We start from the raw sequence: 26,318 nt of genomic DNA, 5'->3' as shown, positions 1-26,318 counted from the left end.
AATTCATCCGTGGTGCGGGATGTTTAATAGTTGAAAGTCTTGACCAGCAGCAGGTCGCCGATCGCTCGCAAAGGCACGATGAAGGTCTCGCGTTTTTCGTCGACGGTGTTTTCGTTGAGCACCAGATTGATTTGCGAGGTGATCACCTCGTTCTGGTTGCTGGTCTCATCGAAGTTATAGCCGCCGCTGCCGAAGTTGCCCCAATAGTTCACGTAAACCAGATAAGTGCCATGCATCGGCGCGGTCATGGTGAACATTTCCGGGCCGGGGCCATCGACCCCGTCCGGGTCCAGGCCGCCGCCATTGCTCATCGCCGGGCGAGCCCAGAACGCATGCTGGCCGTCGGGCGTAATGATGTGCAGATCGAGTTCGGCCTTGGGATCGTCCCAACCCAGCACCACGCGAATGCGTGCCGGCGTGCGCAGGTTGTTGGCTTCGTAGAATTGAACGCGCTTGAGCGACTTGCCCTCGGAACTGCGCACTTCGACGCTGTTGGACCCGGCGCCGAACGCATACGGCCGGGCGAAACGCCCTTGGTCGTCGGTGTACAAATTAAGGGGATTGCCGTTGACCGCCAGGCTGTGCGGCGGTCGGAGCGTGCCGAGGGCCTTGAGCTGGCCTTCGATCATCGTGCGATTGCGCTGCACGCCCCGGTCGATGGGCGGCGTGGGATAAGCGACTCGCGGATTTTCACTACGGTCCAGCAGGCCGTGATAACGCCAGCCGCCCACCGGTTCCGACAACTCGGCCGCGGGCTCGGCCCATGCCACCTGGGTGCAGACCAGCGTGATCAGCAGTGAAAGAACACAACGCATGTAACGCCTCCTGCCATGCATAACGAAGCCTTGCGCCCGATCCTCGGCGCGTTATTTGAACTGACTGCTGGGAAGGCGCTTGAGTAGCCTCAAATAAGCCTTCGAACTTCAAAACATGATGGGTGCAGACGCCCAATGCCAGTCAGTTAAGCGCAATCCATGTGGGAGCGGGCTTGCTCGCGAAGACGGCGGCACAGTCAACATTGATGTCGTCTGATACACCGCTTTCGCGAGCAAGCCCGCTCCCACAGGTTCCGCGCCTTAACTGACTGGCATTGGGGCAGCGGCTGGCAATATAACATTCCCGCCAATCTGTTTTTCCGGTCTTTTTGTGCGCATCTCTGCATTTTTTCAAGTTGACCCGATCGTCGTCTGAGCGAACCACCTATCGGACAACACGAAGCAATTCCATTGCGGGTCTTTAATGGTTGCAGGATTCAACGTCAGCCCCTCGATCTGTCCGGGACTGACATCGCATCGGGAGACTCGTCATGAAAATCGTCGTCATTGGCGGTACCGGGCTGATCGGCAAACACCTGTGCAAAAACCTGCAAGACCAGAGACATGAAACCCTGGCCGCATCACCGAGCACCGGCGTCAACGCCCTCACCGGCGAAGGACTGCAAACCGCCTTGCAAGGCGCCGACGTGGTGGTCGACGTGGCCAACTCGCCCTCCTTTGAAGACGCTGCCGTGCTCGATTTCTTCGAAACCAGCGGGCGCAACCTGCTCGCCGCCGAGAAAACCGCCGGCGTCAAACACCATGTCGCCCTGTCGGTGGTGGGAACCGAGCGCATGCTCGACAGCGGTTACTTCCGCGCGAAGATGGCGCAGGAAACACTCATCAAAGACTCAGGTATTCCCTACACAATATTGCGGGCCACGCAGTTCTTCGAATTCATCGGGGCTATTTCGCACTCGGGCGTTCAGGACGGCGACACCGTCCGCCTGACCTCCGCCGAGCTACAACCGATTGCCGCGGTCGATGTCGCGATGGCGTTGGCAAAGGTCGCCGTGCAAGCGCCGAACAATAAGACATTGGAGGTCGCAGGCCCTGAACGCTGGCCGCTGGTGGAATTCGTGCGCCTGTTTTTGCAACACACCAACGACCCACGCCAGGCCCAAGCGGACGACACGGTCCCCTACTTCGGCGCGCCCATCGATGACCATTCGCTCACGCCGGGAGAGCACCCCATCATCGGGCCGACACGCTTCGAGACCTGGCTCAAGAGCAGCGTTTGATACTCAAATGGGTAATTGCACAGACTTGCCCACCCATTTGCATTCGACCTGACCAGTCATTTGCATCGGATTTTAACCAGCATGCTTCATGGCCATGACCGGCAGAGAGCGACCCAAAGCTGCCCTTCGCGGGGGCAGCTCACGGCCAGAAAGCGAGTCGTCAGCCTAAGACGATTGCGCTGCTTCATGCCGAAAATCACGGAATCTCGCCGCGTTTGGTTCAAGGGCAAGGGTCAGGCTATTGGCGATATACGATACCGTTCGATAGAAGCCCGCCAGCATCAGCAGTTCAAGGATTTGATCGTCATCGAGGTATCGTCGAGTGGCCTGAAATTCCGCTTCAGTCAAGGTAGCGCGATTGTGCAGGGCATCAATAGTAGCCAGCAGCACCGCCTCTTCCTCCGTCCAGTGCTCCGCCCGGAGCGGATAATCCAAGGTGTGGCCGATATCGTCTCTCGTCAATCCGGCCCGCTCTGCGAAAGCCATAACGTGCACACCCCACTCATATTCGCATCCGGTAAGTGCGCAGACCCTATTGATGATTAGCTCCCGCTGACGAAGCGTCAGCAGGTTTCCATCCAGCAGTGAACCAGCCGTGAACTTCCGCCATGCCCTTTCGCTGGTGGCGATGGTGGTGAACAACAACAGTGGTGGGACGCCCTCTCCCATTATTTTGTCGAACGTCGCCTGGAGGCCTTCCGTGTAGGGTTTTTCGAGTGTTTTGATTCGAGCCATGATGTACCCTTCGCTATCAAATGTGTAGCGATAGTATTTGCTACATTATCTGTAGCGAGCAAGGGCCATATGCATGAATGATGATCAAAGCTTGGGATTGCAAATGATGAGTGGGCGTCGCCCAATCATGGCGCTTTTGGATGTGCTCGGACAGAAATGGGCGTTGAGGATCCTTTGGGAGCTTCAGCACGGTTCACTCAGTTCCCGTGCACTGCGAAGCGTGTGTGGCGATATCTCGCCCACTGTCTTGCAAAGTAGGGTCAACGAACTTCGTGGAGCAGGTTTCATCGAGTCAAACGAGGGCGGTTACGGGCTCACTCCACTGGGTATGGAGCTTTCGGAGTCGTTCTTCCCTCTGTATAGATTCGCCAATAAATGGGCCGATTCATTGGGCAAAAATAAGGTTTGATTCCTGGTGGAATGTCCCCCTTTCGGGGTGTAAGGAGCCAACGGCGAACGTCTGCATTTGGCCGACTGCTGTCTTTTGCGAAGCGCAGCTTTTGGCCGAGGCTGTATAAAACGTTTTTGATCGTAATAGGTGGCTGGATTCGACACAAAAATTGCGCTCCTACGCAAATTTCAGGTCTGCTGAGTTGCCGAGTGCCAGCAATCCTAGAGCTCCACTTTGTTGTTCGCGGACTGCGTCAAAAACTCGGTGATCAGTGACGTAACCTGCTGTTGGATTACCTCGCGCGGGCGAGCATTGTCGCCATCCCCGCAAATGATGCCATCGCCAGGAATGTCCTCTTCGAGCAATGCCACTGCACCTGGTTTGCAAATCGGCAAGAAGCTGAAATGGCTGGCGTCACTGATCTCGACATAGCGGCTGGACGCTTGGGGCAGGCGTGTGGCCAGGTTGGCGGACTCCAACTGAGCAGGCAGTTCCACCGATGGTGCGCCGGCAGCGATAACTAGCACCGGCACCGGCAGTGCCGCAAGGCTCTCATCGGTCATCCCGCGCGAGAGTCCCAGGTCCAAAGAAACCACAGCGGTGACGCGTTGATCGCGCAAATCGCCGGCCAGAGCAGCCTTTAATGCCGGAGTACTCTCAGGGTTGATCTTTTGATAATTGGTGCAACTGGATAACTGCGGATGGAGTTTGCAGTCACGGGCAAACAGGGCCGGGTCGAAACGAGCACCGGCGATCTCCATTGCAGTCCAGCCGCCGAGTGAATGGCCCACTACAGCAATTTGACGCTTTGCGACCACGCCAAATTTTTCAGGTTGAGTGGTGACCGCCTCAATGGCCCGATGCAGGTCAATGGGCCGCTGCCATAACCGCGCCGCCGCTTGCGGGCTGCGATCATGGGTCGTGGTGCCGGGGTGGTTGACCGCTGCGACAATGTAACCCTTATGGGCCAATGCACTCGCCAACCAGTTCTGATTGTTCCAATTGCCTCTGAATCCATGGGAGAGCACCACCATTGGGTGCTCGCCGGCAGAGGGTGGCGCGTTGCGAACCGCAGAAGCACCGACAAACACCACATCGTCGCCGATCAACTGTGGGGTGACGGTCGTTGTACTGGGATACCAGACGACCATCTCCAGCGGACGCTCATTGTGTGGGTCCGGCAGGGTGGAGGATTGGAAGCCGACAGAGTTGACGTCAGCGAGAGCGCTGGTCGTCAGACAGGTTAAAAGCAGGGCGCCGAGAGCTGTTTTCAATGGGGTTTGTCTTCCTTGATTTAGATAGGGGTTCAGAACCTGGAACCCACCGATAGCGTGCATCACATCTCGCAAGTTATAGAAATCCAGCGCCGTGAGCAGGTGAATCTGCACCGACATTAAAGCCGATACTCCGACTGACATGCATAGTTTTCGTTATCTGCATTGACCGGTCAGCAGCCGGGCTTTCGGGGCAAGTCCGAAGGGCCGCGACGGCCAGCAATCGACCAAAGCTGACGGTCGACCAAGCAAGCTCAGAGCCAAAGATGCATTCCCAATAGGAATGCATTGCATAAAATTAATGAATTTTTATTATCGCCCTGTATGACCTAACTTGATTCAAGGACATGGAGAAGCGCCTTGAAATCATTACCGCTCAACTCAGCTGAAAAATTTGATACCCATCGGGCCAATGAGTACGGAAGACAGAGTCGTATCGCATTAGCAGGCTATGACGCCTGCCACGATCTTGTTGCGTGCATGCTAGCGGCAAGCCTCGGCGATACAAATTCGGCGAAAGTACTGGTGGTTGGCGCTGGCGGCACTGCGCAGGAAATTGTTGCGATGGCAACGCTGGAGCCTGCCTGGCGCTTCACTGCCGTTGATCCATCCGCGCCCATGCTGGAGGCTGCGAAGCACCAGTTGGAGGCCAACGACTTGCTTGAAAGAACGGACCTGCATCTGGGGCATGTTGAAGACCTGGCAGCAGGCCCGTCCTACGACGCAGCCACCTTGATCGGTGTCCTGCATCATCTCGAAGGTGATGATGCCAAGCACCAGCTTTTACGTTCCATTCGGGCTCGTCTGAAACCCGATGCGCCACTGATTGTCGCGGGAAATCAGTACGCGTATGCCAGCCAACCGCTATTGCTGGCTGCCTGGGGCCAACGGTGGCGGCAGCACGGAGCCAGCCCGGATGAAGTGAAGGTCAAGCAGGGAAAAATCCTCCAGGGCGCTGACCCGCCACATTCTGAGGCGGCGGTTCAAAAACTGTTGAACGACGCCGGGTTCGGGGACGCTACGCGTTTCTTCAGCAGCCTGTTCTGGGGTGCCTGGTTGACGTGCAAAAGGGTTTGAAGGTGGACGCGACAGGCCGCAAATGGCCCAGAGTGTGTAAAAACGCTCTGACCTCATCGTCTTGAATCATCGACGTTCGTTGGCTGAGCGATCGCACGGTCAATACTGCGGGCCGCATCGGTCGCGACCTGGAACACGTCAATGCTGTTTTTTGCCACGTCATAGATGAAGGCATCGTTATTGAAACGCCCATCAGCCTTGGCTCCAGAGGTCATCGGCTTGGGCACATAGGCGGTGATACCGGCATCGTGACAAGCCAGGACTTGTTCGCTTTTGAAGTAACCTCGGTCAGCCACTACCGACAACGTATCTGACGCCATCGCCTCGCGGGCTTGCTTGGCCACCGAGCTGAGTTGATCGCGGTCGGAGCCGACATTGGTCACCTCATGTGCAACGATCAAATGGTGCTGGGTATCGACCGCTGTCTGCACGTTGTAGCCGACGATTCCCGTGCCACGCGTCATCATGGAACGGGTGTCTGGATCGGTCAGTGAGACCTGTTTATCCGGTGATTCATTGAGCTGGATTTCGATCGCCTGAAGCTCTTTCATTTGAGTTTTGAGCTTGGCGATTTTCTCTTCCGGCCGAACGGCACTGGGCTCGGTAGCTGTTGGTTCTTGCCGATCGGCAGCATCGAGTGCCGCCAGGTAACGGCTGATGCTCGATTCAATTTCTTCCATTCACCGTTTCAGTTTGGCGCTGGTGAAATTGCGGTCACGATTGTTGACCGCTTTGAATTTACTGCCATCGATGGCAACCAGATTTTCTCCAAACAATCCCAACTGCTGGCAGAGCACGACGAACTGGCGACAAACGCCTCGGATGGCCTTGCTGTTGTCTTTTCGGAAGTTGGCAATGGTCTTGAAATCGGCATCAAACGCCCGGTCAGCCACATCAGCTCAATGTTGCGTTGGGCTTCTCGTTCCAGCCGTCGGCTCGACTGAATGCGGTTGAGATAGCCGTAGATATAGATCTTCAGCAGGATCGCCGGGTGATAAGCAGGACGGCCTGTGTCAGCGAGAATAGCGCCGTCAAAACCCACCAAGTCGAGTTCGTCGACGAAAACGTCGACTACACGCACTGGATTGGTGTCGCTGACGTAATCGTCGAGGCTCTCGGGAAGCAAGGTGCCTTGACCCCGATGTTCACCATGAAAAAAGCGCTTCATGGGCGATCCTCGCGATGAAATCCTCGGAAATCATTAGCAAGGGTTTTCGGGCTGGATAGATACTCAATCGTAGACTTATTGAACCAGTTGCCGGCCCCCTAGAGACAAAATCAAACCACCGCATAATCGATCAATAGCTTTTTTCCTCCTTCGATACGCTGAAGCGATCTCAGGTTGCGAAAGAGCGATTGCGACCACTCCATACCAAGTCATCGAAACCACCACTACGACTGCCAGCATCGATAAAAACGTGCTTGGTGAAACGTGGGCGGGGGCTGCCGCTGAGAAAATAGCGGCATAGAAGGCCATGGATTTAGGGTTGCCAATGTTCGTAATGACCCCCTGAATGAATGACTGCCGAAAGTTTCCAACGACAGCATTATTACAGGGGGAAAGCGCGCTCTTCCCGGCCTTGAGCAGCAGTCGGAATCCAAACCACATCAGATAGGCTGCCCCCAGAACTTTTACGATCAGCGCCGCCCAAGGGAACGCAGCAAATACAACGCCGATACCTGCGATTGCACAGGTGGCCCAGAATAAATTGACCAATACGATGCCTGCTACCAAGGCCAAAGCTTCTGACCGCGTAGCAGCTACCGCTTTGTGGACTACTGCAACGAAATTTGGCCCTGGAATAACGACACCGGCCAGGTAAACCAAAAAGACTGTCAAAACGGCGGGACCATCGATCATGTGCATTCCTTTGCGAGTATTGTGGCCGGGGACGGTCATCATTCAGTTCAAGGCCGCCCGCGGCTTCAACGTACAACGAAATAAAAATTTGATACAGGGCTTTGAGCGTAGTTGTGTTTTTACACACTCTGGGCCGATTGCTGCCCGCTACGAAGCACAGCTATCGGCCCAAGATCCAAAACGCGGTCAGCACAACGACTTCTGGTAATAGAGCCGGATATGTCCCGGTGGATAGTCTGCCAGGCGTCCGAATTCGGAGTAACCAAGTTTTCGATAAAACCCGGGAGCCTGAAAGCTGAAGGTCTCTAGCCAGATACCAATGCAGTGTTTTTTCTGCGCAACTTCTTCAGCCATGCGCATTAGCCGTTCTCCGATACCCTGACCACGCATCGACTCGGGAACGCTGATAAGATCGATGAGCAGCCATCGATAAGAGACCTTGCCGTACAGCCCGCCAACAACTTCATTGCTGTCAGCGTCTCGTAGCAACAGAGCAAAAGTTTCATAGGCGTCGTCTCCACCGTTGGCCAGGTTATGGGCCAGCAATGGGGTCAAAATTCCTATTCGCTCTGCTTCAGAGGCATTTTCCGAAAGCTGAATTTCTACAGACATGGCGCTCTCCCTGAGCAAAACGAAGGCCCTACACCAACCGCTCAATCTTCTGATGCTGCCAGACCATTTTGTAATACAGCGTCTGCAACATCAGCATGCCCAGATAGGCCACCGGAAACGCCATCCACACACCTTGCAGCCCAAAGCGCGCATCCAGCAGATACGCCACCGGCAACTGCACCCCGACCACGCAAACGATCGTAACCACCACCGGCACCAACACCGTGCCGCTGGCGCGCATGATGCCGCCGACAATCGCCTGAAAGCCAAACACCAGCAGACTCCAAAGCATGATGTGCAACAGGTGTTCGGCCATCGCCCGGGTGGAATCATCCGTGAGGAACAACCCCAGCAACCAGTGCGACAGCAAGTAACCCAACACCACCAAACCACCGGTCAGGCACACGTTGATCAACAGCCCCGTGCGCAAAATCGGCCCCATGCGCTCGATGCGCCCTGCCCCAATCGCCTGCGCACCGAGAATCGACGCCGTGATCGCAATCGACAGCGCCGGGAACTGCACATAATTGACGATCTGCGTCACCGCCCCGTACGCCGCCGTCGCCTGGGAACCGTGCTGATTCACCAGCGCCAGAATCACCAGCTCCGACAACGACAGCACCACCATCTGCAATCCGGTCGGCAGCCCGATGCGCAACACCTTGCCGAGGATGTCCATGTCCAGCCGCATCGACGCAAACATCTCCCGATCCGGCGCCAAAGGATGCCCCTTGCGAATCAACCGCCACGCCAGCCACCCCATCGCCGCCAAGTTACCCGCCAACCCCGCCCACGCCGCACTCTGAATCCCCATCGGCGGCAACCCCAACCACCCGAGAATCAACGCCGGCGTCAGCGCCAGCCCGACACACGTCGACACCACCAGCGCCAACAACGGCGACACCGTATCGCTCACCCCACGCAGCAACTGCGTGAACAACACAAAGACCAACAGCGACGGCAAGATCCACATCATCACATGCGCATACGCCACCGCATCGTCCAGCACATCCACCGGCGTGCCCAAACCCTGCAACGCTGGCCGGGCAAACACACTGCCCAACACCGCCGCCGCCAACCCGATCATCGCCCCCAACAGCAACGTCGAACCAGCAATCGCCTTCACCAAATGCAACTCGCGAGCGCCCCAGGCTTGACCGATCAACACCCCGGCGCCAGCGCCGAGGCCGATGACCAGAGCGATGAAGAAAAACACCACGGGGAACATGCCTGATACCGCCGCGAGGGCTTGGGTGCCGAGCATTTGGCCGATGTAGATGCTGTTGATGGTGCCGGACATGGACTGGAGGAAATTGGAGAGGACCATGGGGGCGAGGAACAGGAGGTAGGTTTGCCAGAGGGGGTGTTGGGTGGTGGGGGTTTGCATTGAGGTTCCGTCTCGGGTGGGGGCTGGCGTTTGGGAAATTCTACGCTACGGAACTGGGAATAACGCGCTCCTATTTTGCGGATTTGGGGAGCATGAATATTGTTTGCTTTCGGCAAGCAGCGGCCACTGGAACGTCGTTTGTAGTGGATCGAGCCCTGGATTGCGCAAATATGCAGTCAGCAATTGACTTCACCTAGCGAGACCGCCCTATCTGTTTTTTCCAATGTGGCGGAGGTTAATCTGACCATGGTGCAAGTGGAAGAAAACCTGATTGCTGGCAAACATTCCACAGTGTTTTCGCACAAAAGTTCGGTTTCCACGGGGCGTTTTCTGCCGACTTTGAGAGGCAGAAAACGACTAAAAAAACAGACAGAGGAAAGGGGTAAAGATTGTCCCCTTTCTCGGCTCCGAGCCAGGCAGCCTATTGTTTCTACTTGACGAACCTGAGGCACGCAAAACCCGTCTTGATGCGCAACTGTTGAATGGGTTCGACGCTCTCCTGAGTCCCGACTTTTTTGACTACGCCAAGTCCGCAGTAATATTGGTCGCTGGTGAAGATGAGGCACCACTTAACTTGTTGTCCCGCTCGTTCCTGTAACATGCCAGCCCCACCACCACGAGCCTTGAAAATGGATTCTCACTCGATTCTGACGTTTACACTGGTCGCCGCGATTGCCATTGCCAGCCCTGGGCCTGCGACCTTGATGGCGATCAACAATAGCCTGGCCCATGGGCAGCGCAGCGCCATATGGTCATCGCTCGGCAACGCCAGTGGCCTGTTCTGCCTGTCGTCCGCTGCCATGCTGGGGCTCGGGGCGCTGCTTGCCAGCTCCGAATGGCTGTTCAACGCGGTGAAGTTCATCGGTGCCGGTTATTTGTTCTACCTGGGCATCAGACAATTGTTCAAAAAGGGCCCGATGCTCCCGGATGGGATTCAGGACGACTTGAAGGAAAGCCGGCCGACTCGTTCCAAACTGTACAAAGCGGCCTTCCTGACGGCGGTGACCAACCCCAAGGCGACGATGTTCTTCACCGCGTTGTTCCCGCAGTTCATCGATCAGAGTGCGGCATTGCTGCCGCAATTTCTGATCCTCACCTCGATCTTCATGGCATTGTCGGTGTCGTCCCTGAGCCTCTATGCCGCGCTCGCCTCGCGGGCCAAGGGTGTGCTGACCCGGCCTGCGCTGTCCCGCTGGGTCAGCCGGGTGGTGGGGTCGACATTCATCGGTTTCGGTGCTGCTATCCTGACCATGCGGCGGCAGGCGGCGTAAGGGAGCCGGGCCTGTAACTCCGGTAACAGGGAAGGCTGATAGGGCGTAAGCGTGTGCCCTGCCCATTGAGCCGCGCCGACTGGATCAAACTCATGATCGCAGCCGCACGTTTGCCACTGCGTTTACGCGCAGCCAGCACATGCTTGTTCGATCCAGACGGCTTTGCTTACGTTCGTCGGCACACTCAGCATGCGAAGGCCAGGTGTTTCATCGGGGTTCTCTGTTCATTCGTGTGTGGCGCGCACCAAATCCGGAAGCCTTTTTCAGTATTCCCGAGCGATAATCGGGCACGCCTGCGCCGCATTAAAACTGATTTAAATCAGAGTTTAGTGTGAAAAAATTGCAAATTGCAGGCGTTGGAGGGTGATTTGCGCCACAAAATAGAAGCTATTTTGAAAATCCTGGTGAGTTTTATGATTTTCGGTAAGTATCATCGTTTGGACTATAAGCGCCTCGCGACACTCGATCTCAATTCAAACAAAGTAAACTGCGAGTGCTATTCGATACGGGGTTGTCGCTAAAGGCCGAGGCGGAACAGGGCAAACTGCACGGGATTTAGAATGAGCTGAAACTAAACGATTTAGGCTTTCGAAATACTGCAACAGTGGTGTTCAACGCCAGAACAAGGCCCGAACGTAGCAGAATGATAGTGAGGGGTAGACGACGCTATCTCCCATAGATTAGAGTGTTGTCGTATCAGAGCATTGCTGCCATGGAGGCATTTGTGTGTATACGTCTTAACTCCCGCCAAAAAACCTTACTCCGTTCCGCTCATGCGTCTAGGTGCCAGACACTATTGCGCACGATATCTAATTAAAAATAAGCCTCTTGGTTCGACTATCTAAATACTCGACCGCGAACATAGACTTTTAAGCTCCACAACCAATGAAACAGTTCATTGCTTGTTGCTGCATGTAATTTCAACCTGTGACGTTATAGCGAGGCTACTATGCCTTCCACCAACAATGATTTATCTATAAAACAAAACACCCAGTCTCTAAAAAATTTTTGGGCCGACACCTTCGCGCTAAATACGTTTTGCTACTTAATCTCCATACCTATCGAACTAGGTTTTGCGCAGATGACACTTAGCACACACCTAAGTGCTAGACTCGTAGGGCTTTTCATTATCACCAGCACTGCTCGCCCCTTCGGTATATGGCGCGACTTTGTCTTTAAAAAATTCAAGATTTCCGACAGGGACAAAGGTATAAAACCTTACCTTGTCGATACCTTGGCCTATCTTTCGTTCGAGCTACCACTCTACATAATAAACATGAGCATAAGCGGTGCAACCTTAATGCAAGCCATCAAGGCCGCCTTGATATTTTGTATTATTGCAGGTTTTGTTGGCAGACCTTACGGAATCTATAGAGCACTCATTAGAAAAAAACTATTTGACCTGAACTGAGAACACAAAATGGATATTGACTCAATAGTTCAAACCATCACCTCAGAGAAAAATCTAAGAGAAAACATTGTAATCGATTGCGGTCACACGACCATATTCTCATCTCACGACGGCTATTCATTTGGAATACAAGGAGAACCTAGTCCGACGGAGATTCTCACATTCGAACTGGGGATTGCATTACATGACGCCTTAAAGCGTCATAACAAAAACGTATCCATAAACCTGTACCTTTCTGACCTTATAGGCATCAAAGGTGGGAATGATGAACGGCGGAAAATCACTCAAGACATCCAACACCGTGAGAAAGCCGTTTATATCCCCAGTGCCTATCAAAAAATACTTGCCGCAAGTGAAATACCTTTAGAAAAAGTAGCAATTCATTTGCAATCCAAAGGCAACGATCACTTCCGGAAAATCATCCGTCGGACTCGCTCCGGAATTGAACAACTCAAGTCAACCAGTCAAAACTACATCCACGAGGTATTCAATAAAACAAACGCACTATTCCTCTCTACCGAAGATCAGGGTCTATTCTCATTGACCACTCCCTACCTGTTCGACACACACGATGAGGACTCCTATTTTGGAGGTTCATGGTGGAAGAACAACGAGAACCAGATTAAACAGAGCGACCTGGAAAACTGCCCTTTGGCCCGTTTGAAAAAGAACCCGGTGATCAATCTCTACGAAACAGGAGGACGAGTTCTTTGCCCTGCGACCTACGGTGGCTTGCTTTGTCAATTTGACAACTCCGTGGATCATATCGCTATTTACGCAAGAGCAGATGACGAGTTCATTGGAGAGAAGGTGTATCGCGGTGTTATATCGGCAAACTTACTGATCGAAAACTTTTCCAGAAATTGCGCGCAGATCATCATCAACAAAGAAGAGCTGGCCGAGTACACTTTCATTGAAAAAAATCTGATTGGCCGCTCAAGCACAGACAGCATAGAGTTTACGAACCAGATACAAGATATGCTGCACAACAACAACATGGAAATAATATAAGGACATACATGATCTATCTTGACAGCGCTGCCTCTGCATTACCTTTTGAAGATGCTGTGACTTTCTCCCCTGAACCTGGAAACCCATCAAGCGATCACTCTGCTGGCTATGCAGCTAACGCAGTGCTTGAAAAAACCAGATCGCTGCTGAGCGCGATGTTCGGAGGGCGGTCAAGCGAGTATCATTTCTGCTCAGGCGCCACCGAAGCTGCTAACTTAATTATTCAAGGAAGATGCCATTTTCTTAAGACGGCCAATTCGACAAGAAACGAAATAATTGTCAGCGCCATTGAACACCCTGCCATATTCAATACCGTAAAACACATGCGACAGTCCGGCTTTATCGTCCATATTGTTCCAGTTGATCATCGAGGAATTATAGAGACTTCTTTCATATATGATTTGCTCAATGAACATACTTCAATGGTATTAGTCATGGGCGTCAACAATGAAACTGGGGCACGCCAACCTATCGACGATATCGCTAAAAAGGTAAAAACCATAGATCCGGACATCTCCTTCATTTGTGACGGTGTACAGACACTGACCAAAGTCTCCTCCCCCGACTTAACGTATATCGATGCCCTTATTGGTTCTGGCCACAAACTCGGAGCGGCAATGGGGGTCGGTTTTTTTTATTTGAATCATCGTTTTCGACTCTCCCCTTTGATATTTGGAGGGGAGCAGGAGGCTGGCGTCAGGCCAGGAACGGAAAACATCTACGGCATAGAGTCTTTATATAGAGCTCTCGTACATCACCAAAAAAACGCTGACCACTACCATAATCACGTTCGCGCCTTGAGCCTGCTCCTTCAAAAGACGCTTGAGCAGTCAAACATCTCATTTTCGATCAATACCCAGGATGGAGAGACTTCGGGTTACATACTCTCTATTTGCTTTAACGGTATCGATGCCAGCAGGGCGATCAAGTTTCTCTCGCAAAGAGGTATTTGCGTCTCGAAAGGCTCAGCTTGTAGCAGTGTGTCTCCTACACCTTCCCGGGTGTTAAGCGCCATGAAGCTCAGTCACGCCCAAATGAGCTCCACCCTACGAGTCTCTTTTAGTCCGCTAAACGTCAAGGAGGACGTTCTCACTTTTTGTGCAGCAATGAGTGAATTGCATTCATATAACGTCGAAACCTCAGCTTTAGAGCAACAAAGCCAGATGTAAGCCTCATCGCTGAAAAAAGCAGTACGATGAATACACTCTGCGTTCATCGTACCGCTGCCTTAATTATGGAATTCCCAACCTTGCAACCGCCAAAATCATCACAGACCACGTTTGAGTGCGCAGCCACAGGGACGGAATAAATCCGAGAATCATCTGGCCGGCCTCCCCTCCTCACGGAGGTGACGCAAAATACAAGGTGCGAACTTAGATAGTTACTGCTTGGCTTGATCACAGTGTCCATCAGCACCGAACCTTCTCACGCTGATTGTCTACGCCAAGTGCCGGGTGATGTGCCGAACTGGCGTTTGAATGCGCGACTGAACGCAGCTTCGGATTCATAGCCAACTGCAAAGCCGATTTGCGCCACATTACCGCGACCTTCGCGCAGCTGTTGAGCCGCCACGTGCATACGCCAGAGCGTCAGGTATTGCATCGGTGGCTGTCCGACCAATGCCGTGAATCGCTCCGCGAATACCGAGCGCGACATGCCCACTTCAAGCGCCAGGGCTTCTGCAGTCCAGCCCTCGGTTGGACGAGCATGGAGCAGCGCCAGTGCGCGCCCGATATGCGGATCTCGCAAACCCGCCAGCCACCCGCGCCGTTCAGCGGGGAGGCTCGCGACGTACTGGCTGACGGCTTCGACGAATAGCAATTCGGAGAGCTTGGCGATGACCGTTGTCGAGCCGAGGCGCCCCGCCGCAATCTCACTGACAGCGAAACGGAATGAGCTTTCAATCCAGGCTCCCGAAGCCGTCGCCCGCAAGTCTAGTTTCAATAAGGATGGCAGCGATGAAAGCAACGGACTGAAGGGGGTTTCAGAGCCGAGGAATCCGCACAATAGCTGCGTGACCTCGCCGCCCCCGCCGTACTTGATTCGTGAAATAGCGCCGACTTCTGGCGGCTGAATAACTTCGCCCGCCGGCATGGGTGCAATGCTCAGGTCGCTGCCAAAAGAATGAGCGTCATTGTGAGGAAGCAGAACGAGTTCGCCTGCCCGCACGTCAATGGCGGCACCGCCGTCGACTTGTAATTGCATATGCCCTGCAGCGACAAAATGCGACGCAATGATATGTCGAGGTGCCGCCAGGAACGGTTTGCAATCGTCCGCAGAGATTCGTCCCTTGATGCACCAGGGCGCAGTGAATTCCGACTCGAGAAAAACCCCTCCAGACAGCCGAATCACACGCAACACATCAGAAAACGCATCCAACAATTGCCAGCCCTCCTTTCCGGAGTCCGGAGCATGTAATCAGGCGCACTGGTCATTCATCGCCTGAACTGCGAGGCCTAGATTAGCACCAACGTGGACTCCGTGATCGAGACGATCCCCAGACGTTTCACCGATGGTCATTGGCTCCGACGTTAACCGTAATTACCCCATTCCAACTCGACCAGGCAAGCAGGAGATCGATATGAACACCGTTGCTACCATGCCCAGCGCAGATTCGGATAACGCCGCCCGTTATGCTCAACTTGTCAGATCATCGAAGAAAGCGGAATGGCAGATCGATCGTGATTTGCTACAGGATCGGAGTTTCGACTTCTCGCGCAAATTCCTGCCCGACGGACTGTCGCGGATCGACCGCCTGACTTTTCTCGACGCGGATGAGGCGCGCCTGCTCAGTCAGATTCAGGGCCGAACCTATGCGTATATCTTTGGCTTGGTCGAGCGTTTTATCAGCGCCAAAATGCTCGATCAAGGTCGGGGCCATGTCTTTGACGATCAGCTCGCACTCGAAGCGCTAGTGCGTTTTTCTAACGACGAGATCAAGCACCAGGAGCTGTTCCGGCGTATGGAGACGATGATTAGTTCGCACTTGCCAGCGGGGTATCGTCAAGTTGCCGATCCAAACGATGTGGCGCGCTCGGTTCTTGCGGCCAGCACCTGGTCAGTGCTGGCGCTGACCTGTCATATCGAGCTGTTTGTTCAGGCGCACTACGTGCAAAGCATCGCCCCGCGTGAGGAGCTGTGCCCACTCTTCAAGGATGTTTTCAAATTTCACTGGAAGGATGAAAGCCGGCACGTCGTACTCGATGAACTGGAGTGGAAGGCGGAGCACGCGAAACTCTCGTCAGCCGAGCGCGACCAGGCAGTGAACGACCTGATTGCGCTGGTGGCGGCCGTCGACGGAATACTGCAGGCACAATCGGCATCCGATGCCGACTACTTTATTCGCAATGTTTCACGGTCATTCAGTGTCGATGAGACAGCGCAAATCAAAGCCTCCGTGCTGAGCGCCTACCGCTGGCAATACATAATCTCGGGCGTGGAGCATCCACACTTTGGCCGACTGCTTACGCGCATGACAACACCCGCACAGATGTCCACGATTCAGACCGCACTGGCGCCAATCATGAGCAATTGATCGACAAGGGGCGGCCGACCGTACGTCGGCCGCGCGACGCTTCACTTCACCATGCTGCCAGCGACGGGCGAACACACCTCCCTCCTACAAGGCTAAGGGAGGCGAAATCATGCTTTTCGCCGCAACCCACTGATGCGGCAGCAGTTGCCCTATCTCACTCGCTCGCTGTGTCAGCAGGCGTGTGGAGCGAATCACAGCCGGACTGAATTGGTGAGCGCTACGTCCCGAATAGGGTCATTCCAAGCGATGGGTGAGAGTAGGAATACTACGATAAGGAAAGCTACCTGGGACAGGTAGAACGGCTCCAGCCACTGTTGCTTCAACGCGACGTAAAGAGTGTTATGGATTACGTCGACCAAAATAATCGCTGCCGTAAGCACGATTCCGGCTCTTGGCTTGATGAATAGTAGCAATGCTGCAAGCGGGTCAAAAAACGTAAGCGCCCCCCAGAAAATACGGCTGGCCAAGTAAGTGCCAGGCCCGTATCCGTAGTCCCAGAACAGTCCATGCGAAACGTCTGCACGGATGTGATTAGCGGTTGCAATCAAAAGGCAGCATGCGAACAAAATTCTGACGGCGAATGACAATTTTGCGGCTATACAGAGCCATGATCTCAGCCCTGAAAGATAAGTCTTAAAGTCGTCAGCTTTCATAATCACCGGGGCTCAGCGAGGCTGAAATCTTGGCCCCGCGACGCCAATATACTGATCCTATTTTTGGCTGAGTGCCGCTATCGATACTCCCGAAGCAACGAAGGTGAGTCCTGCCCCTACGTTCAGGCCATTTACCAGTCGTGGCCTCTGACGCAAAAATCGGGACAGTGCAGTGGCAAATACGCCCATAAGTGCGAATCCCACTGCCGTCAGTGCGGCGAACCATATGCCGTACACCAGCATCTGCACGCTCACTGAGCCGCGTTGTGGGTCGACGAACTGAGGGATGAACGCAAGAACGAAAAACCCGGGCTTCGGATTGAGTGCTGCCGAGAGTAATCCCGTGAGGAAAATACTCGGCAGTGATTGCCGAGTCGTTGGCTGGAAGCTAATCAGGCTACGAGAGCGTAGGACTTTTATGCCAAGCCAAAGTAGATAACCGGCGCCGATGAGCTTGACGACCCAGAAGGCAACTGCAGACGTCTGCATAAGCAAAGTCAGTCCGAGTGAAGCAGTTGCCACATGAAAGAGAATTCCCGCCCCGGATGCCATGCCCGATACGATAGCGGCTATCCTGCCCTGACTGAGTCCTCGGCCTACGGCCAGCAGATTGTCCGGGCCTGGTGCGAGTACCAATAGCAAGCACGCGGCAGTATAGGTAAGCCAGATATTGATCGGAAACACGGCATTCTCCTTAAGCTTCACCGAGGCATCCATCCTCACGTAGCGCCAGACTGTGCCCGTACCAGATTGCAAAGTCAAAGCCACTGAATTTGAGAAGATCTATTTACCCTTATTCACCCATTTCGGGGCGTCCCCCAAGAGGGAACCTTCGATACTTTCTATGGAAATGGCTTCCAGCAGCACCTGCTCCAAAATGACAAAAAAACACTTGATGTGAGCCTGCTTCAACGCCTGCGGCCGGGTCACCAGAAAGACCTCCATATCTGGAAGCTGGATCTGCGGGAACACCCCGATCAGGTCCTTCGCCAGAATACAGGGCAGCACTGCCACGCCCATACCTCGCCTCACCGATTCAAGCTGAGCCGCGAACGAGTTCACGCTGATCTGGGTGCGTTCCAGGCCCGCGGCCTTTGCCACACACAGTTGCGGCAACATATCCAGCGGAGGTAGCAAGGCAATATTGACCGCAGTGGCCGGGGTCACTTCTGGAAACCGCTTCAGATAACTTGCATCGGCGAAGACTCCGTAAGCGAGCCTGCCGAGGGGTCGATAAATCAGCGACGGCTCGCCCAGATGAACTGTGCGTACGGCAATGTCTGCGGCGCCGCGGGCGATCTTGTGAAAGTCTGCTGTTATCAGCAACTCCACCGAGCATCGCGGGTGCGCGCAGGTGAAGCGACTCGCTGCCTCCAGCACGCAAGAGGAGAACCCCTCCCCTGCACTGACCACGACAGTGCCAGATAACTCTGTGTGTGGCTCGGACATGCCCGTAACGGTTTGACGCCTCAAGCCCGCTTCCGCAGCCAGGGCAACGTCCACGAGGGATTGGCCTCGCGGGGTCAACCAGCATCCTTCAACACCCCGCTCCACGAGTGGCTCGCCCAGTGCCCTTTCAAGTTGGGTCAGCCGTCGCGACACAGTAGACGCAGCGATCCCCAGCAATTGGCCGGCCTGAAGAAAGCTGCCACGTCGCGAGACTGCCAACAGCAGGCGAAGATCGTCCCAGTTTGCTTGCAAAGCCATGCTTCATATCTTCCCTGATTTGCAAATGTGCAAAGCCATTATGCAGCAGTCGCTGTTTTTCGGCAGAGGCGTCAACGGTATATCTACACGCCCTCGAAACGAATGGAACGGACTGAATGACTACTGGCCCCAACGACTTTGCGGAACGCGCCGCCAGCGCCTTCAATCGCCGTGATGTGGAAGCGATGCTTACGCTGGTTTGCGAAGACTTCATCTACTTCGATGGGATGGGGATGCAAACCGGTCGCGAATCCATGCGCAAACGAGAAATCGCATTACTCGAAGCCTTCCCCGATGCCCAGCTGACCTTCAGCCCATTTGCCGTCAGTGACGATCGTTTGGCACTGACCGCCTTCCTGACCGGCACCTTCACCGCACCATTAGTGATGCCGGACCGGGTGATTCCACCCCATGGCCGCCATATTGCCGTGTACTACGCCGCACACTTCACCTTCAAAGACGGGCTGGCCATCCGTGAAGAGGCCTACTTCGACAGTGCGGTGTTGATGTCATTTTTTAGCCGATCAGCGTGAGGGTTGACCTATGCATAGCACATTCGTCACTGGCGCGACCGGCTTGTTGGGCAACAACCTGGTGCGTGAATTGGTCGCTCGTGGCTGCGCGGTCAAAGCCCTGGTTCGATCAAGAGCCAAAGGTGAACAACAGTTCAAGCATTTGCAGGGTGTGGAGCTGGTCGTTGGGGACATGGCCGATGTCGACGCATTCGCAGCGTCGCTGCAAGGCTGCGATACGGTGTTTCACACCGCCGCGTTCTTTCGCGACAACTACAAGGGCGGCAGCCACTGGAAGGAACTCGAAAAGATTAACGTGGAGGGTACGCGACGCCTGCTTGCCCAGGCCTACAACGCCGGTATCCGACGTTTCATCCATACGTCTTCCATTGCCGTGCTCGACGGCGCACCCGGCACGTCAATCGATGAAACTTGCCTGCGGGCCGACGCCGACGCCGATGACTACTACCGGAGCAAGATCCTCGCCGACCGTGTCGTCTTGTCGTTCCTGGAACGCCATCCCGAAATGCATGCCTGCATGGTCTTGCCTGGCTGGATGTGGGGCCCTGCCGATATTGGCCCGACCTCCTCCGGACAGCTGGTTAACGATGTCGTGCGCGGCAAATTGCCCGGACTGATCCCCGGCAGTTTCTCTGTTGTCGATGCCCGCGATGTGGCATTGGCGCAGATTGCCGCAGCCAGACATGGACGGCGCGGTGAGCGCTATCTCGCGGCGGGTCGGCATATGACCATGCGTGAGCTGGTGCCTGTTCTGGGACGCATAGCTGGCGTCAAGACACCCGTTCGACAACTACCGCTGCCCTTTCTATACGCCTTGGCGTCGATGCAGGAGATTTATGCGCGTGTCACCGGCAAGCCCATTCTGCTGAGCATGGCCACACTGCGCCTGTTGATACGAGAGAAGGACCGCACCTGTTTCAACCACAGCAAGAGTGAACAAGAGCTTGGCCTGAGTTTCCGGGCGCTGGAGCTGACACTCACTGACACCGTGGCGTGGTACCGCGATCACGGTTGGTTTGAAAAACGCACATCCGTCATGGTCGACGACTGACTTTCGCAGATAAGATGACCGTCGGATTCCACATTCACCGCATACCAGGACAAGGACGTAAACATTCTGTGAGTAGGAAAATAATCCTGATGCGTCACGGTCAGCCAAAGTTGGTCGCAACCGATAAATTGTCAGCGCTCGATATGAAAGAGTGGATCGAACACTACAACCGATCCGAAATCACCAGCCAGCCCGTCCCGGATGCCAGCATGCAGCTCGCCGCAACCGCCATGGTGATTGTCTCAAGCAACGCGCCTCGTGCGCTGACTTCCGTCCAGGCTCTTGGCCTGAAACCCGCCCTCGTCGACGCACTTTTCTGTGAAGCACAACTGCCTTATGGTCACTGGAAACTGCCACGACTATCACCGTTTACCTGGGCATTTATCCTTCGAGTCTTATGGTTGTGCGGTTACTCACGCAGCGTCGAATCCGTCGCCACTGCGAAGATGCGCGCCAGCACGGCAGCTCAACGACTTCAGTCCCTTGCTGCCAGCGAAGGACCGGTTCTACTGCTCGGTCATGGCTTTATGAATCGAATGATCGCCAAACAACTGGTGGCAGATGGATGGACTCGGCAAAAACGTAACGGCAGCCAGTATTGGAGTGCGACGGTGTATCAATATGGCGGTGTTTGAGAGTTATCGCACGACTGCTACGCGTCGCGGTAATCCACCAATATCCGTTCCGAAGTCCCACGATCTTTTCAGCAAACGGAGTCACTTACATGGAAGTCATCAATCAATTACAACCCGCGGAGTGTGAAGGCATGGAGGACATCCGACGCGAAATCGATGCCCTTGATCACGCCGTTATCAAGCTGTTGGGCAAGCGTTTTCAGTACGTGCTGGCGGCCTCGAAGTTCAAGACCTCGGCGACTTCGGTGCGTGCTCCGGAGCGTTTCAAGGCGATGCTGGCGACACGTCGCGAGTGGGCCGAGACCGAGGGCTTGAGCCCGGATGCCATCGAGAAGATGTACAGCGACCTGGTGAACCACTTCATTGCCGAAGAGATGAAACACTGGGCGGCTCATCAATCCGAAATCTGATCCATTGCGCAACGACCAAGTAGTTCTACCAGAAAGGGAAGCGACCTTATGAGCCCCGTCAGAATTCGTACCCTACAAAGTACTGACGCTGAGGCGTTGTTGGCATTTGAAATGGACAATCGCGAGTGGTTCGAGCGTTTCATTGACGCGCGCGATGCTGCTTTTTACACGGTGCTGGGCGTCACTGACCACATTACGGCTTATTTATCTGGTTTTACCGCCGGAACCTGGCACCCATTTGTCCTCGAAGATGTTGACGGAAAAATAGTTGGACGAGCGAACCTGAAAGGCATCGATATGTCCGAGCGGTCGGCAGAAGTTGGCTATCGGATTGCTCAAAGCGCTTGCGGACGGGGACTGGCAACGCTGGCGGTGAGGCATCTGATTCAGGAGGCGCAGTTACATTGGAACCTTAAACAACTGGTTGCCAACGTCTACGCTGGAAATATGGGTTCGGCAAAAGTACTCGAACGGTGTGGCTTTTTGATCGAACCTCTATCCCGGCAAGAAACGACAGAGCATGAATATCGGTTTGATCTTTCGATTTAGATGATTGAAAAACGGGCGCCTTGTCAGGTGTCCGTTTTTTTTACAGTTGGTCATCGCAGTTTCTGACAACGAACCCGGCTGATACACAGAGGTCAAAGCAGGTGATGACGTCGCCAATGATCGAAGGCCTCATTCAAGGGCGAAGTCAGTAGCTCACATATTTTAGGGTGCGCCGGATAGTTTCAGCAGGCTCGGATTGTTCCGAGGGGCAAGTGCTGACTGCTGCTCATATCCAATGCTCCCGTATCGGAGTACTAACATGACTCAGTCAATGCGGTTCTTCCTATCGATTGTCCTTGCGACACTGGCATCGGCCAGCTTCTTGAACACTGCTAGTGCGGCAACTGCCGAGGATCTGGATGTCGACTCTCGGCAAGCGTTGCAAACTCTGTACAAGTCCACACCATTTGCTGAAAGCATTTCGCACAACGCCAAAGCGATTCTTGTCTTCCCGAAAATCATCAAGGCGGGCCTTGTGTTTGGCGGCAGCTATGGTGAAGGCGTGTTGTTGAAGGACAAGAAAGTAGAGAATTATTACAACTCCGTAACCGGGTCCTGGGGGCTGCAAGCAGGTGCCCAGTCGTATGGCTATGCGGTTTTCCTGATGACCGACAAAGCCGTGGACTACATACGCAAATCCAAGGGTTGGGAAGTCGGCGTAGGACCCACCGTTGTAATGGTTGATGAAGGGGTGGCGAAGAATCTGTCCAGCACGACCGTGAAGCACGATGCCTACGCGTTCATTTTCGACCAGCAGGGGTTGATGGCCGGGATCAGCATCGAAGGAACCAAGATTTCGCTGATCAAGCGCTAACACCGGTTGTTTGGCGCAGGGATGCGCCAATCCATAAATGCGCCCGCTTGAAGCCATGCGGGGTCCAGTTGCTGATTCAAGCGACCGGCCCAGTCAACGACCTACACCAGCACGGTTAACCAGGCCGACACCAACAGCAAACAAGCCAGTGCAGTGTTCATGCGTTTGAATGCCTGCGGCGAACCAAAAGCCCGGGCACTGCCCACGCCGAGCAACGCCCACAGGGTCATGCAGGGCACGGAGACCAACAAAAATATCAGCGACAACACCACCAGCCGCAGGGTCTTGTCACCGCCACCGACAAATACGCTCACTACCGCCACCGCCATCATCCAGACCTTGGGGTTGACCAATTGCAAGGTGGCGGCACCGAACACGCTGACACCTTCGTCGCGCGAGGTGGTCGGGGCCAGGGACGGCGGTGCGCTTCGAAAGATCTGCCAGGCGAGCCAACTCAGCCAGAGCACCCCGGCCCACGCCATTGCCTGCTGTACACGCGCAAACCGCAGCAGCGTTTCGCCCACGCCGAGCCCGACCGCAAACACAATCAGCGCCGCCGCCCCGCAGGCAGCAAAAATGATGGGCAGTGTGGCCCCCAGCCCCCGCCGCGAACTGTGGCTCAACACCAGAATATTGGTCGGCCCCGGGGTAATCGAGGCAACGAACGCAAACAGCAGGAAAGGCAGCAACGATTCCATGGCATGGACTCCTTGATCAGATAGGAATCCATGGTCGCGGATCAGCGAAATTCAGTCTGGAAGGTTTGAGCAGCGCTTGCGGTAATCCGCGGGTGTGAGCTGGTAGGCACGGCGGAACCAGCGCCCCATATGACTTTGATCGGCGAACCCGAGGGCACTGGCCACCTGCGCCGGCGACTCGCCCCGCGCCAGCAGCTGTCGCGCCTTGGCCAGGCGCAGCTGGATCAAATAAGCATGAGGCGCCAGCCCAAAGGCTGCCTTGAAGGCCCGCGTCAGACGAAAGCGATCAACACCACAGGCTTTGGCCAGATCATCCAGCCCAATGTCTTCATAGACATGGGCATGCAAATAGTCACGCGCCACCTGGGCCACCCACGGCAGGCGCGGATCAAAAGCCTGACGCTTGCGCCAATCAAGGTGGCCAGTGAGCGCCCCCAACAAGGTGTCGATGGCGCTCTGGCGCACAATGCGCAAATCGCCCTCATGGAGCGCGTGGAAGGCTTGAAAAATGGCAGTGGCCAGGCTCGGATCCTGGCTCAGGGTGTCGGCAAAACCCGGCTGACTGTTGGCCGGCGCATGCTCGAACAACGCGTGCAACTCCCGCTCCAGCCAGTGCGGATCGAGGTAGAGCATCGAATAGGTAAACCCCTCCTCGGTCGGCGCATGCCCATCGTGGATTTCCCCCGGTTCCAGCATGAACACCTTGCCCGGTGTACTGAGGTGGCGAACGCGCCGGCAATTGAACTGCTGCACGCCCTGCTCGGTGACCCCCACCAGAAAACTGTCATGCCAATGCGGATCGTAGGCATGGCCCTGAAAATGAGCACGAATTGATTCAATCCCGGTATCGGCGTCCTGGGACAGCTCAATCCAGTTGCGTCTATCCACGGAAGGCTCCATTGGTTCAGCGTTTATCTGTGCGGACGACTAAATTACCGCGCAATGGAAATGACGTTTAGAAGATTTGTGCAGGCTCCTCGGCAAATGCATCCTTGATGAATGCCTCCAGCTCTTTCTCTTCAAGCAGCTCAATAGAAAAATGCCCAAAGCGTTTCGGTAACCAAATTATGCGTGTCCCACTAGGCGATTGCAGATTATCGCGGGACAGTGGTTTTCCGTTCTCATTTTCCGGCTGGACTCCTGCATCGATCAATTCGTCGTACGCTGCCTCAATGTCTGGTGTGGAATAGCAGTGACGATAGATCGTGCCTTCGCCGTTGGAGTCCATCAGCGCCTTGAGATTTCCGGTAAACGGTTGCACTAACATAAGGCGCTCCGTTCCAAACATGACGATCGCATAGCGCACATGCAAACCGTCGCGCTGCCAATCAAGTGTCTTTGAGATCCTGGCGCTGAAAACTCGGGCGTAATACCTGCACGCTTCTTCAAGGTCTTCGACGAGAACATCCACGTGGCTGAACTTTAATTTCAATTGCCTCCCCCCTTTTCAGACATACGATTCGTTTGCTGTCAGTCCGGGCATTCTGATTCGCTAACCTTTGCGATAGCTACTGATGTCTGCATTCGGTCAAAAAACGGTCATTCCGTTCAAGGTGCCTTGCAGTCCAGCCGCCTAACGCGTCCCCACATGCTTTCGACCAAGGCTGTCGCCAAAACCACGGATCACCTCCAACAACGACTTCACCCGCAGCGGCAGATTCCCGGCCGGGTACACCGCATGCATCTGCGGGCTTTCACCGCTGCTGGAGGTAAGTTTGTACTCGGGACAGACCCGCAGCAGGCGCCCCGCTTCCACTTCGGGCTCCGCAATCCAGTCCGCCAGTCGAGCGATCCCGACGCCCGCCAGCGCCGCCTGGAACACCGCCAAACCGGAGCTGAAACGAAATTTTGGATGAACCCGGAAGCTGATGGCCCGCTCTTCACTGCGAAAATTCCACTCCTTGAGAATCCGCGGCGCCGTATGCAGGATCAGCGAGTGCGACTCCAGCGCCTCGATGGAGTCGGGTATCCCGCGCCGCTCCAGATACCCGGGGCTGGCATACAGGTAACGTGAATAATTCCAGAGCGGATAGCCGATCAGGTCACTGGATTGCGCAAACGCGCCGCGAATCGAGAAATCCAGCTTGCTCTTGGCCGGGTCGATGAGCTCATCGGTGAAAATCACATCGACGTTCACGTCTGGATAACGCTCGCTGTACTGCGCGATCAACCGGGGCAATACCCCGTGGCCGAGAAACTCGGGGACGGAAAAGCGGATCCAGCCATAGGCCAGGCCGCTGATGCCGGCCAGGTCTTCATCCGCCTCACGTTGCAGATCCAGCATTTTGTAAGCGTGAGGCATCAAGCGCTCACCCGCCTCGGTCAAGCTCACGGCATTGGACGAGCGATTGAACAACTTGACCCCGACACTTTCCTCCAGGGCTTGAACGGCACGGGTCAGCGCGCTGGGGGAGCGCCCCAGAGTACGTGCCGCCGCGATGAAACTGCGCTTGCGAGCCACCGTCGCGAAGGCTTCAAGCTCCCCCAACATATTCAATGCCATGCGCCACCTCGTTGCACTTTTCACAACGTGGCATTGCAACACAAAAAAAGCCCTTCCGTTAACCTTCCTGCTCAAGGACGCAGGCAAGCCGATGCGATGAAACACGTAGAAGCCGCCGGACGCTCACCCCCCTTCAACGTCAGA

27 protein-coding genes and 1 pseudogene are annotated in these 26,318 nt (G+C 54.9%); 14 read left to right on the top strand and 14 right to left on the bottom strand.

Annotated features, from left to right (window positions below; all coding sequences use genetic code 11):
* Positions 1-23: 23 nt before the first annotated feature.
* On the bottom strand, positions 24-815 hold the full coding sequence (locus KW837_RS03500; protein ID WP_218394527.1) for a YfaP family protein: 792 nt from the start codon (positions 813-815) through the stop codon (positions 24-26).
* A gap of 491 nt (positions 816-1,306) precedes the next feature.
* Here KW837_RS03500 and KW837_RS03495 point away from each other — a divergent pair, with 491 nt between their 5' ends.
* Entirely contained in the window at positions 1,307-2,056 is a 750-nt protein-coding gene (locus KW837_RS03495; protein WP_218394526.1) for an SDR family oxidoreductase, read from the top strand.
* Positions 2,057-2,221: 165 nt separating this feature from the next.
* Here KW837_RS03495 and KW837_RS03490 read toward each other — a convergent pair whose 3' ends face one another.
* Complete coding sequence (locus KW837_RS03490; RefSeq protein WP_008013255.1) at positions 2,222-2,791, bottom strand: carboxymuconolactone decarboxylase family protein; 570 nt, start codon at positions 2,789-2,791, stop codon at positions 2,222-2,224.
* Positions 2,792-2,864: 73 nt separating this feature from the next.
* Between KW837_RS03490 and KW837_RS03485 the strand changes: the two genes are divergently transcribed.
* Positions 2,865-3,200 (top strand): helix-turn-helix domain-containing protein, encoded by a 336-nt coding sequence (locus KW837_RS03485; RefSeq protein ID WP_063343850.1) that lies wholly within the window; start codon positions 2,865-2,867, stop codon positions 3,198-3,200.
* 203 nt (positions 3,201-3,403) lie between these two features.
* Here KW837_RS03485 and KW837_RS03480 read toward each other — a convergent pair whose 3' ends face one another.
* On the bottom strand, positions 3,404-4,456 hold the full coding sequence (locus tag KW837_RS03480; protein WP_218395143.1) for an alpha/beta fold hydrolase: 1,053 nt from the start codon (positions 4,454-4,456) through the stop codon (positions 3,404-3,406).
* Positions 4,457-4,816: 360 nt separating this feature from the next.
* Between KW837_RS03480 and KW837_RS03475 the strand changes: the two genes are divergently transcribed.
* On the top strand, positions 4,817-5,533 hold the full coding sequence (locus tag KW837_RS03475; RefSeq protein ID WP_218394525.1) for a class I SAM-dependent methyltransferase: 717 nt from the start codon (positions 4,817-4,819) through the stop codon (positions 5,531-5,533).
* 146 nt (positions 5,534-5,679) lie between these two features.
* Here the strand turns inward: KW837_RS03475 and KW837_RS03470 are convergent.
* The 4 genes and pseudogenes from KW837_RS03470 to KW837_RS03455 form a co-directional block, all read right to left on the bottom strand.
* Positions 5,680-6,701 (bottom strand): annotated as a pseudogene (locus KW837_RS03470) (IS1182 family transposase); the annotation flags it as partial.
* A gap of 75 nt (positions 6,702-6,776) precedes the next feature.
* On the bottom strand, positions 6,777-7,394 hold the full coding sequence (locus tag KW837_RS03465) for a LysE family translocator (RefSeq protein ID WP_218394524.1): 618 nt from the start codon (positions 7,392-7,394) through the stop codon (positions 6,777-6,779).
* A 186-nt stretch (positions 7,395-7,580) separates the two neighbouring features.
* Positions 7,581-8,006 carry an N-acetyltransferase gene (locus KW837_RS03460; RefSeq protein WP_218394523.1) on the bottom strand — a complete coding sequence of 142 codons (426 nt, stop codon included), beginning with the start codon at positions 8,004-8,006 and terminating at the stop codon, positions 7,581-7,583.
* Positions 8,007-8,034: 28 nt separating this feature from the next.
* A complete protein-coding gene (locus KW837_RS03455) occupies positions 8,035-9,393 on the bottom strand; it encodes an MATE family efflux transporter (RefSeq protein ID WP_218394522.1) in 1,359 nt (452 codons plus the stop codon).
* A gap of 629 nt (positions 9,394-10,022) precedes the next feature.
* Here KW837_RS03455 and KW837_RS03450 point away from each other — a divergent pair.
* The 4 genes from KW837_RS03450 (at position 10,023) to KW837_RS03435 (ending at position 14,255) form a co-directional block, all read left to right on the top strand.
* Positions 10,023-10,664 carry a LysE family translocator gene (locus tag KW837_RS03450; protein ID WP_052964729.1) on the top strand — a complete coding sequence of 214 codons (642 nt, stop codon included), beginning with the start codon at positions 10,023-10,025 and terminating at the stop codon, positions 10,662-10,664.
* A 949-nt stretch (positions 10,665-11,613) separates the two neighbouring features.
* Complete coding sequence (alaE, locus tag KW837_RS03445) at positions 11,614-12,075, top strand: L-alanine exporter AlaE (protein ID WP_218394521.1); 462 nt, start codon at positions 11,614-11,616, stop codon at positions 12,073-12,075.
* Positions 12,076-12,084: 9 nt separating this feature from the next.
* Entirely contained in the window at positions 12,085-13,086 is a 1,002-nt protein-coding gene (locus tag KW837_RS03440; RefSeq protein WP_218394520.1) for a hypothetical protein, read from the top strand.
* 8 nt (positions 13,087-13,094) lie between these two features.
* Entirely contained in the window at positions 13,095-14,255 is a 1,161-nt protein-coding gene (locus tag KW837_RS03435; RefSeq protein ID WP_218394518.1) for a cysteine desulfurase family protein, read from the top strand.
* A gap of 256 nt (positions 14,256-14,511) precedes the next feature.
* Here KW837_RS03435 and KW837_RS03430 read toward each other — a convergent pair whose 3' ends face one another.
* On the bottom strand, positions 14,512-15,468 hold the full coding sequence (locus tag KW837_RS03430; RefSeq protein ID WP_123493933.1) for an AraC family transcriptional regulator: 957 nt from the start codon (positions 15,466-15,468) through the stop codon (positions 14,512-14,514).
* A gap of 199 nt (positions 15,469-15,667) precedes the next feature.
* On the opposite strand from KW837_RS03430, the gene KW837_RS03425 reads away from it, so the two are divergent.
* Positions 15,668-16,621, top strand: coding sequence for a diiron oxygenase (locus tag KW837_RS03425; RefSeq protein WP_218394516.1), 954 nt, complete (start codon positions 15,668-15,670; stop codon positions 16,619-16,621).
* A gap of 710 nt (positions 16,622-17,331) precedes the next feature.
* Here KW837_RS03425 and KW837_RS03420 read toward each other — a convergent pair.
* Together KW837_RS03420 and KW837_RS03415 are read right to left on the bottom strand one after the other, a co-directional pair.
* Positions 17,332-17,958 (bottom strand): LysE family translocator, encoded by a 627-nt coding sequence (locus KW837_RS03420; RefSeq protein ID WP_218394514.1) that lies wholly within the window; start codon positions 17,956-17,958, stop codon positions 17,332-17,334.
* 99 nt (positions 17,959-18,057) lie between these two features.
* Positions 18,058-18,981 (bottom strand): LysR family transcriptional regulator, encoded by a 924-nt coding sequence (locus KW837_RS03415; RefSeq protein WP_218394512.1) that lies wholly within the window; start codon positions 18,979-18,981, stop codon positions 18,058-18,060.
* A 116-nt stretch (positions 18,982-19,097) separates the two neighbouring features.
* On the opposite strand from KW837_RS03415, the gene KW837_RS03410 reads away from it, so the two are divergent.
* From KW837_RS03410 to KW837_RS03385, 6 genes are all read left to right on the top strand, one after another.
* Positions 19,098-19,514, top strand: coding sequence for an ester cyclase (locus tag KW837_RS03410; protein ID WP_218394511.1), 417 nt, complete (start codon positions 19,098-19,100; stop codon positions 19,512-19,514).
* Positions 19,515-19,524: 10 nt separating this feature from the next.
* Positions 19,525-20,565, top strand: coding sequence for an SDR family oxidoreductase (locus KW837_RS03405; RefSeq protein WP_218394510.1), 1,041 nt, complete (start codon positions 19,525-19,527; stop codon positions 20,563-20,565).
* An 89-nt stretch (positions 20,566-20,654) separates the two neighbouring features.
* Complete coding sequence (locus KW837_RS03400) at positions 20,655-21,200, top strand: histidine phosphatase family protein (RefSeq protein ID WP_218394509.1); 546 nt, start codon at positions 20,655-20,657, stop codon at positions 21,198-21,200.
* Positions 21,201-21,289: 89 nt separating this feature from the next.
* Positions 21,290-21,610, top strand: coding sequence for an isochorismate lyase (locus KW837_RS03395; RefSeq protein WP_008074041.1), 321 nt, complete (start codon positions 21,290-21,292; stop codon positions 21,608-21,610).
* Between the two features lie 48 nt (positions 21,611-21,658).
* The gene (locus tag KW837_RS03390) at positions 21,659-22,159 is read left to right on the top strand and encodes a GNAT family N-acetyltransferase (RefSeq protein WP_218394508.1); all 501 of its coding nucleotides are present in this window, start codon (positions 21,659-21,661) and stop codon (positions 22,157-22,159) included.
* A 259-nt stretch (positions 22,160-22,418) separates the two neighbouring features.
* Positions 22,419-22,973, top strand: coding sequence for a YSC84-related protein (locus KW837_RS03385; RefSeq protein ID WP_192342673.1), 555 nt, complete (start codon positions 22,419-22,421; stop codon positions 22,971-22,973).
* Between the two features lie 101 nt (positions 22,974-23,074).
* Here the strand turns inward: KW837_RS03385 and KW837_RS03380 are convergent, their stop codons facing one another.
* From KW837_RS03380 to KW837_RS03365, 4 genes are all read right to left on the bottom strand, one after another.
* Entirely contained in the window at positions 23,075-23,671 is a 597-nt protein-coding gene (locus KW837_RS03380) for a LysE family translocator (RefSeq protein WP_218394507.1), read from the bottom strand.
* Positions 23,672-23,722: 51 nt separating this feature from the next.
* Positions 23,723-24,559, bottom strand: a complete 837-nt coding sequence (locus KW837_RS03375; RefSeq protein WP_218394506.1) for an AraC family transcriptional regulator — start codon at positions 24,557-24,559, stop codon at positions 23,723-23,725.
* Positions 24,560-24,626: 67 nt separating this feature from the next.
* The gene (locus KW837_RS03370; protein ID WP_032830569.1) at positions 24,627-25,103 is read right to left on the bottom strand and encodes a VOC family protein; all 477 of its coding nucleotides are present in this window, start codon (positions 25,101-25,103) and stop codon (positions 24,627-24,629) included.
* Between the two features lie 141 nt (positions 25,104-25,244).
* Entirely contained in the window at positions 25,245-26,174 is a 930-nt protein-coding gene (locus KW837_RS03365; RefSeq protein ID WP_218394505.1) for a LysR family transcriptional regulator, read from the bottom strand.
* Between the last annotated feature and the right edge of the window lie 144 nt (positions 26,175-26,318).

Origin of the sequence: Pseudomonas sp. PDM24, from assembly GCF_019218905.1 — a bacterium.
Lineage (GTDB): Bacteria > Pseudomonadota > Gammaproteobacteria > Pseudomonadales > Pseudomonadaceae > Aquipseudomonas.
The sequence above is the reverse complement of the archived record's forward strand: the minus strand, read 5'-3'. Positions and strand labels throughout refer to the sequence as shown.

Excerpts from the sequence above, each read along its gene's own strand:
- KW837_RS03500 (WP_218394527.1), bottom strand. The coding sequence starts at position 815 with ATGCGTTGTGTTCTTTCACTGCTGATCACGCTGGTCTGCACCCAGGTG.
- KW837_RS03495 (WP_218394526.1), top strand. The coding sequence starts at position 1,307 with ATGAAAATCGTCGTCATTGGCGGTACCGGGCTGATCGGCAAACACCTG.
- KW837_RS03490 (WP_008013255.1), bottom strand. The coding sequence starts at position 2,791 with ATGGCTCGAATCAAAACACTCGAAAAACCCTACACGGAAGGCCTCCAG.
- KW837_RS03485 (WP_063343850.1), top strand. The coding sequence starts at position 2,865 with ATGAATGATGATCAAAGCTTGGGATTGCAAATGATGAGTGGGCGTCGC.
- KW837_RS03465 (WP_218394524.1), bottom strand. The coding sequence starts at position 7,394 with ATGATCGATGGTCCCGCCGTTTTGACAGTCTTTTTGGTTTACCTGGCC.
- KW837_RS03460 (WP_218394523.1), bottom strand. The coding sequence starts at position 8,006 with ATGTCTGTAGAAATTCAGCTTTCGGAAAATGCCTCTGAAGCAGAGCGA.
- KW837_RS03455 (WP_218394522.1), bottom strand. The coding sequence starts at position 9,393 with ATGCAAACCCCCACCACCCAACACCCCCTCTGGCAAACCTACCTCCTG.
- KW837_RS03450 (WP_052964729.1), top strand. The coding sequence starts at position 10,023 with ATGGATTCTCACTCGATTCTGACGTTTACACTGGTCGCCGCGATTGCC.
- alaE (WP_218394521.1), top strand. The coding sequence starts at position 11,614 with ATGCCTTCCACCAACAATGATTTATCTATAAAACAAAACACCCAGTCT.
- KW837_RS03440 (WP_218394520.1), top strand. The coding sequence starts at position 12,085 with ATGGATATTGACTCAATAGTTCAAACCATCACCTCAGAGAAAAATCTA.
- KW837_RS03435 (WP_218394518.1), top strand. The coding sequence starts at position 13,095 with ATGATCTATCTTGACAGCGCTGCCTCTGCATTACCTTTTGAAGATGCT.
- KW837_RS03425 (WP_218394516.1), top strand. The coding sequence starts at position 15,668 with ATGAACACCGTTGCTACCATGCCCAGCGCAGATTCGGATAACGCCGCC.
- KW837_RS03415 (WP_218394512.1), bottom strand. The coding sequence starts at position 18,981 with ATGGCTTTGCAAGCAAACTGGGACGATCTTCGCCTGCTGTTGGCAGTC.
- KW837_RS03410 (WP_218394511.1), top strand. The coding sequence starts at position 19,098 with ATGACTACTGGCCCCAACGACTTTGCGGAACGCGCCGCCAGCGCCTTC.
- KW837_RS03405 (WP_218394510.1), top strand. The coding sequence starts at position 19,525 with ATGCATAGCACATTCGTCACTGGCGCGACCGGCTTGTTGGGCAACAAC.
- KW837_RS03400 (WP_218394509.1), top strand. The coding sequence starts at position 20,655 with ATGCGTCACGGTCAGCCAAAGTTGGTCGCAACCGATAAATTGTCAGCG.
- KW837_RS03395 (WP_008074041.1), top strand. The coding sequence starts at position 21,290 with ATGGAAGTCATCAATCAATTACAACCCGCGGAGTGTGAAGGCATGGAG.
- KW837_RS03390 (WP_218394508.1), top strand. The coding sequence starts at position 21,659 with ATGAGCCCCGTCAGAATTCGTACCCTACAAAGTACTGACGCTGAGGCG.
- KW837_RS03385 (WP_192342673.1), top strand. The coding sequence starts at position 22,419 with ATGACTCAGTCAATGCGGTTCTTCCTATCGATTGTCCTTGCGACACTG.
- KW837_RS03380 (WP_218394507.1), bottom strand. The coding sequence starts at position 23,671 with ATGGAATCGTTGCTGCCTTTCCTGCTGTTTGCGTTCGTTGCCTCGATT.
- KW837_RS03365 (WP_218394505.1), bottom strand. The coding sequence starts at position 26,174 with ATGGCATTGAATATGTTGGGGGAGCTTGAAGCCTTCGCGACGGTGGCT.